The organism is Thermodesulfobacteriota bacterium, from assembly GCA_026415035.1.
Lineage (GTDB): Bacteria > Desulfobacterota > BSN033 > BSN033 > UBA1163 > RBG-16-49-23.
Map to the genome: position 1 here is coordinate 23,997 of JAOAHX010000031.1, position 6,549 is coordinate 30,545.

Below are 6,549 nucleotides of genomic sequence, written 5' to 3' on the forward strand. Positions count from 1 at the left end.
ACCGTTCGGATTGTCAAAGGATTATTTTGTTCGCAAGAAAAGGTGAGCTCAAAGAAAGGGAGGAGGTTTTTTTCATCAGAAAAAGGGAAAAAACTGGGCCCCTTGCTAAAAAAGAGACCCAGCTCTTTCCACGGTTTATTTCAGAGACCTTCCCTCCCGGGGATCGGCGTGATAAATTTGAGGATATAAATAAAGGTGAGGAGGATCTCCGCATTCTTCAGAACGGCGGGATTGTCTCGGGCAAGGGCTTGGAGTCGTTTTGCACCTTCTTCGATCTTTTCGATTTCCATTCTGATCTGTTCATTCATCCTTTTTTCCCTCCCTCAAATCCTTGAACCGCTTCGCCTTCAAGGTATACCGGGGCAGCGATCCGGGTGGTTCCATAATGACGTTGAAGGTCAGATTGGTGGCGATCTTGAGTTTTTCGTGAAGGCGGGCCTTGATCTGCTCGATGGCGCTCACCGTTAAGGAAGGGCTGGGCTCGGCCCTAAGCGTGATGACGTCCATCAAGCCCCTCCGTTCCACGATAATCTCGAACTCTTCCACCTCCTGGAAATCTTTTCGGATCACCTCTTCGACCGTCTTGGGTGAGAAGAGGACGCCCCGGACTTTCCGCAAGTCATCGATGCGTCCCACGACCTCCTGAATCTTTTTGGAGGTCCTACCGCAGGGACATCCGTTCTTTCCCTTCACCACCAAGTCCTTCGTGTTGAAACGGATCAGTGGGAAGGACCTCCTTCCAAGAGGCGTGACCACGGCCACGCCGATCTCTCCTTCCTCGACTTCCCTCTGAAGGGTCTCCCGGTCCAAAATCTCGACCAGGAAGAAGGGTTCGATGATGTGCAGCCCCTCCTTGGCTTCGCACATCCCCGCCCAGGCACAGGGCTCTGTCCCGCCGATGTGATCGAAGACATGGCATTGGTAGAGCTCTTCGAGTCGTTTCCTGGTAGCCGTGGGCATCGGTTCTCCCGCACAGAGCATCCTTTCGATGCCGAGGGAGGCGGGGTCGATCCCCATGGCCTTTGCCTCTTCGGCAATATGGAGGCCATACGTGGGCGTGTTCATCATGCCGTTGGCCCGGACTTCAAGGATTTTATGGATCCTTCCCTTCGTGTCGAGGGCTCCCCCGGGGACGAGCTCACACCCCACCTTTTCAGAGGCAAAATGGGCCTCCCAGAAAGCGACATAGACGTTATATCCGAAGGGGAGAAAAACCCGGTGCCTGGGTCGGAAACCGGCCATATAGAGGATGTGGCACCAGACCTCGACCCTCCACTGCCAACTTTCATAGGTTTCCGGGACATAAATCGGTTTTCCGGTCGTCCCGCTGGTTTGTCTAAAAGTGGTCACCTTTTCGATGTCGGTCCCCAGGAGGCCTCCATAGGGGAAAGGCTCCATCTCCTGGTACTTCCTCATCTCTTCCTTTTCTGTGAAAGGGATCTTTCGGAGGTCTTCGAACGAACGGATGTCTTCCGCCTCGATCCCTTTTAACTTATCCCTGTAGAGGGCCGAATGTTCTTTGGCATAGGCAAACATTCTTCGGAAGTACGAAAGCTCGATTTGGTTATAAGTTTCTCTGGGGAGGGTCTCAAGGTAGGGGTTCCAGAACTCCATAAAGCCTCCTGTTCGTTCCTGATCAAAAAGGTTTGGGATAGATCGCCTCCACATCCGCCCCCAGTTTCTGGGAGATTTGGTAGCCCAGGATGGCAACCTTCTTACCAAAATCGCGGACCTTCTCCTTAGAGAAGGTTCCCATTAAGATGATGCACCCGATCAATCGATCGCGATTCCCAAAGAGGGGGGAGCTCACCACGTTCACCCCAGGGGTGATCCCTCCTATATCCTGGGCATACCCCAGTTTCCGGCATCGGGCCAATTCCTCTCGGAGCCGTCTCGGGTTAAACCGATTGGGATCCATGGAAAAGTAGAGTTTTTTTTGGGATAAGATCCTTTCGCGCTCCTCCTCGGGCAAAAAAGCCACGATGGCTTTTCCATGAGCGCCCAGGGTGAGGTGAAACTTATGCCCCAGACGAACGGTGAAGCCGATGTTCTGGTTCCGTTCATATTTATCCAGGACCACGACATGATCGCCTTGAATCAATGCGAAGAGGGCCGTGCTGTGGGTCTCGTCTGCGAGTTTGTTGAGGAAGGGGGAGACGATTTCAGGATATTTGAGATTATCGAGGACTTGTCGCGCAAGAGGGAGAAGGCCGACGCCCAAGGAGTAAGTTTTGGTCTGGGGATCCTTCTCGACGAATCCGAACTGGCCCAGGGTATTCAGGATCGAATGCCCCTTGCTTTTGGCAATTCCGACCGATCGGGCGATCTCGGTCACCCCCATCTTGAACCTTGGGTTCTTTCCGAGGCAGCGGAGAATTTCGCAGGCCTGTTCCACGGCGGGGACGATCGGTTTATAAGAGGATTTAGACAGGGGTTTTTCGGAAGACGCCGGCAAGGGAGCCTTTCCCTTTGTTCTATTAGAAGAACTTTGTTTTATAAGGTGCTCCTATCTTACTCCTTCGAAAGAAAGATGTCAAGAGCCTCTTTATCGGAATTCCCCCTCTTGGGCCTCTTCGGCGAGGCATTGGGACAGGAGGTGGACGGCCTCGTCGATCTCTTCTTTCCGGATGATGAGGGGAGGGGCGATTTCAAGGGCTTGTCCCATCGTTTTGAGGATCAATCCTTTCTGTTTGGCTCGGTCGGTGATTCGAATGACCCGCTGGGGCGGAAAGGGGGCCCTTCTCGGCTTATCCGAGGTAAAGTCGATGCCGGCCCAAAGCCCCCTCCCCCTGACTTCTCCCACGATGGGGTGAGCTTCGAGCTTTTTTAAAGAGTTCAGCAGATAATCCCCCATCTCCCTGGAACGTTCTACGAGCTTTTCTTCCTTCATGATTTCGATGTTTTTTAAAGCCACCGCGCAAGCCACGGGATGGTTCGAATAGGTGTGGAGATGGTGGAAGATCTCAATGGGTTCCATGACGCGACCGGTGCATCCCACTGCACCGAGGGGGACATAGCCACTGGTGATCCCTTTGGCCATCGTCAGAAGATCGGGCTGGATCTCGAAGTGATCGATCCCGAACCATCTTCCAGTCCTTCCGAACCCACAGATGACTTCGTCGATGATGAGGAGGATTCCGTATCGATCGCAGATCTCCCGAATGATCTTCCAATACTCCTTCGGAGGGGCGTAGGCGCCGAAACCCTGCTGAATGGGTTCGCCAATAAAGGCTGAGATTTGTTCGGGATCCTCGAATTGAATGATTCGTTCCACATCCTGTGCGCAGGCGAGGTCACAGGAAGGATAGGTGAGGTGAAAGGGACACCGGTAGCAGTAGGGCGACTCCACAAAGATTGTTCCGGGGGACATGGGCTCCATCACCTGACGCATGGGAAGGACCGTGCCGAGGAGGTTTAATGCCCCTCCTGTGACCCCATGGTAAGCCCCACGCCTGGAAATGACTTTGTAACGTTTCTTATCTCCTCTAAAGTAATGGTAATGCTTGGCGAGTTTGAGGGCAGACTCGACAGCCTCCGAACCGCTCGAGACGAAGAAAAAGTGGCGGATGTCCCCCGGAGCGATCTCGGTCAGGACCTCCGCCAGCTTCAGGGCGGGTTCGTTGGCATACTCCATCGGAGTGAAGTAGCAGAGCTCCACCATCTGATCATAGCCTGCCCGCGCGATCTCCTTTCTTCCATAACCCACATGGACCGGGCGGGTCAGGCCGGCTTCGAAGTCGAGGTAACGGTTTCCGTCTCGGTCATAAACCCAGACGCCCTCTCCCCTGACCATCACGGTGAACCCGTGCTTGATCCTCTCCCGATGGGTCCTGGCGAGTATCAGATGGGATGGGTTTGACCCAATATCGGTATGGCTGACCATAGATGCCCTCCTCTCTTTGGCTTCGGACCTTTCCTCCCCATCAACCCCACACCCCTGGGAGCTTCTCGTTGCAGAAGGGACAGTAGCCCTTCTTGACCCGATTCTTGAGGACGAGGTAGTGGGTCCTCTCGATAATACATTTGCCACAATTTGGGCAGTAGGTGCTGTTGGCAGGGTGGCCCACGACATTTCCGACATAGACATATTTCATCCCCTCGGCCTTGGCAATCCCCATGGCCTCTTCAAGGGTTTTAATGGGAGTGGGAGGGAGGTGGGTCATCTTATACTGGGGGGAGAACCGTGTGAAATGGATTGGGGTCTCCCTGCCAAGATGGGTGATAATCCATTTGCACATCTTTCGTATATCCGCCGGATCATCATTCAGGGTGGGAATCACCAGGTTGACGATTTCGAGATGCCTCCCGGATTCCCGGACGGTTTTTAAGGTTTCAAGCACGGGGTCAAGTTTGGCCTCCGAGATCTCTTCGTAAAATTTTGGATTGAAAGACTTTAGATCCACGGTCACCCCGTCGAGGTATTTTAAAAGCTCGATCAATGGAGCCCGGGCGATCCCTCCGTTGGTATGGCAGAGGGTGAGCAGCCCCTTCCGTTTGGCCAGTTGAACCACCTCGAGCATCATCTCATAGAAGACCGTCGGTTCATTGATGCTGTGAGAAATCGACTGGCAGCCCTGTTTCAAGGCCTCCTCGACGATCTCCCCTGGGGTATATTTCATGGGCGTGATCTGTTCGGGAGCCGATTGAGAGATGGTCCAGTTTTGGCAGTGTTTGCAACGGAAATTACATGACGCAGTATAGACACAGAGGTTCTTATGGCCGGGGACCATATGATACATCGGCTCCAGCTCAATCGGATCGATCTGGAGGCCAGCAGGCTTTCCGTAAACGAGGCTTCGAAGTTCTCCCTTCTGGTTCTCCCTCACCCTGCAAAAACCTCTTTTCCCCTCCGGAATAAGGCATCCCCGAAAGCAGAGTTCGCATTGGGTTAGATTCCCGTTGAGCTTTTTAAAAAACAGGGCTCTTTTTACCGGACCTTCTTTGGCGGTGGAATCGGAGGGTGAGAATTGTCCGTGGACCACCATGGATAGACCAACAAGGAAAGATCTTTTCAGGAAGAGCCTACGATTCAAATCTACGACCATTTCCCTGCCACTGGAGTGGCACAAAACCTGCATTTCCCCTCGTTCACGTTCATTTCTAAAATGTCGAAATGGGTTCGGTGTATGATCTTCTTGCCACAGGATGGGCAGAAGGTTGAATTTCGGAGATGCCCCGGGACATTTCCGATATAGACGTACCTCAGCCCATTTTTCTTCGCGATCTCGTAAGCAGATTCTAAGGTCGCCACAGGGGTAGGGGAGAGGTGGGTCAGTTTATAATTTGGAAAGAACCGGGTGAAGTGGATCGGGGTGTCCACGCCGAGGTTCCCTTTGACCCAAAGGCACATCTCCTCGATCATCTTCGGGTCGTCGTTAAGGGTGGGGACGACGAGATTGACGACTTCGAGCCAGGTCCCGTACTTTTTCACGGTGAGGAGGGTCTCGAGGACGGGCCTCAGGCTGGCGGAGCAGACCTCTTCATAGAATTTCTCGCTAAATCCCTTGAGGTCGATCTTGACCGCATCAAGCACGCTGAGGAGTTTGACCATCGGTTCTCTATTGATATAGCCATTTGAAACGATGGATGTCTTGATGCCTCTCTGTCTTGCTATGATTGAGATATCGTAGAGGTATTCATAGTATACCGTGGGTTCGGTATAGGTGAAGGAGATAGAGGGAAGATTCTCCTTCTTTGCCAGATCGACGATCTCCGAGGGGTTGTAAGGATAATGGCTCAGTTCCTCCACGCTTTTCTGGGAGAGGTGCCAGTTCTGACAATATTTGCATCGGAGGTTGCAACTGGCACAGGTGAGGCAGAGCCTGAAATGGCCGGGGATGAAATGGTAAAGAGGTGCCTTCTCAATCGGCCCGATGTCCACCGCGCAGGGTTTGCCGTAGACGAGGGTGTAGAGGATGCCGTTCTGGTTTTCCCGATTCCGGCAGAAACCTCTCTTCCCATGGCTGATGAGGCACTCCCGGGGGCAAAGCAGGCATTGGACACGAAGCCCATCAAGTCTCTTATAAAACATGGCCTCCCGAAGGGGGGGCGTTGAGGACGGCCTTCCTGCTGAAGGATCTGAGGCCATGAGATCTCTCGCCGCCATGAAAAAGAGGGCCATCCTTTTTAAAAAACCTCTCCGCCCGAACATTCTCCACCCGCGGGTTCCTACTATAATTTACCATTCTTTCCCTTAGAAGGAAAGAGGGGGAGGCCATCCTTTTGGACGAAAATTTTTTTGACAGAGGCCACGAGGCTGTTTAAAATTAAGATAACTTTTGCAAAGGTATTGACGGGAAATCAGGGCCAAAAGGTTTTTCACGGGCCTTTTAAGGGGTATCTTAAAGACCCCGCTGATATTAATCGTTTGGCAGAGAGGGAATATCCCTCTCACTTTTTAAAGGTCATGTCCTACCGTTTCAAATTCAATCCCTTTCCTCCTTTTTATTTTTTTGATCCTTTTAGGAGAAGGGATTTCCGCCCTCACGCTCATCAGAGAAAGGAGGCGGTTTCCTATGATGAAGGTCAGAGTTTTTTACCCCCATAAGG

Annotated in this window: 6 protein-coding genes; all 6 read right to left on the reverse strand. The window is 52.5% G+C overall.

The window, feature by feature from the left end; translation table 11 throughout:
* Positions 1-140: 140 nt before the first annotated feature.
* The 6 genes from N3G78_13640 to amrS (N3G78_13665) all read right to left on the reverse strand — a co-directional run bounded on the left by N3G78_13640 (position 141) and on the right by amrS (N3G78_13665) (position 6,031).
* Positions 141-308, reverse strand: a complete 168-nt coding sequence (locus tag N3G78_13640; protein ID MCX8118957.1) for a hypothetical protein — start codon at positions 306-308, stop codon at positions 141-143.
* Complete coding sequence (locus tag N3G78_13645; GenBank protein MCX8118958.1) at positions 301-1,614, reverse strand: AMP-binding protein; 1,314 nt, start codon at positions 1,612-1,614, stop codon at positions 301-303. Before N3G78_13645 ends, N3G78_13640 begins: the two co-directional genes overlap by 8 nt.
* 22 nt (positions 1,615-1,636) lie before the next feature.
* Positions 1,637-2,455, reverse strand: coding sequence for an IclR family transcriptional regulator (locus N3G78_13650; GenBank protein ID MCX8118959.1), 819 nt, complete (start codon positions 2,453-2,455; stop codon positions 1,637-1,639).
* A gap of 90 nt (positions 2,456-2,545) precedes the next feature.
* Entirely contained in the window at positions 2,546-3,883 is a 1,338-nt protein-coding gene (locus tag N3G78_13655; GenBank protein MCX8118960.1) for an aspartate aminotransferase family protein, read from the reverse strand.
* A 40-nt stretch (positions 3,884-3,923) separates the two neighbouring features.
* Entirely contained in the window at positions 3,924-4,985 is a 1,062-nt protein-coding gene (gene amrS / locus N3G78_13660) for an AmmeMemoRadiSam system radical SAM enzyme (protein ID MCX8118961.1), read from the reverse strand.
* A 50-nt stretch (positions 4,986-5,035) separates the two neighbouring features.
* Positions 5,036-6,031, reverse strand: coding sequence for an AmmeMemoRadiSam system radical SAM enzyme (gene amrS, locus N3G78_13665; GenBank protein ID MCX8118962.1), 996 nt, complete (start codon positions 6,029-6,031; stop codon positions 5,036-5,038).
* Positions 6,032-6,549: the final 518 nt, after the last annotated feature.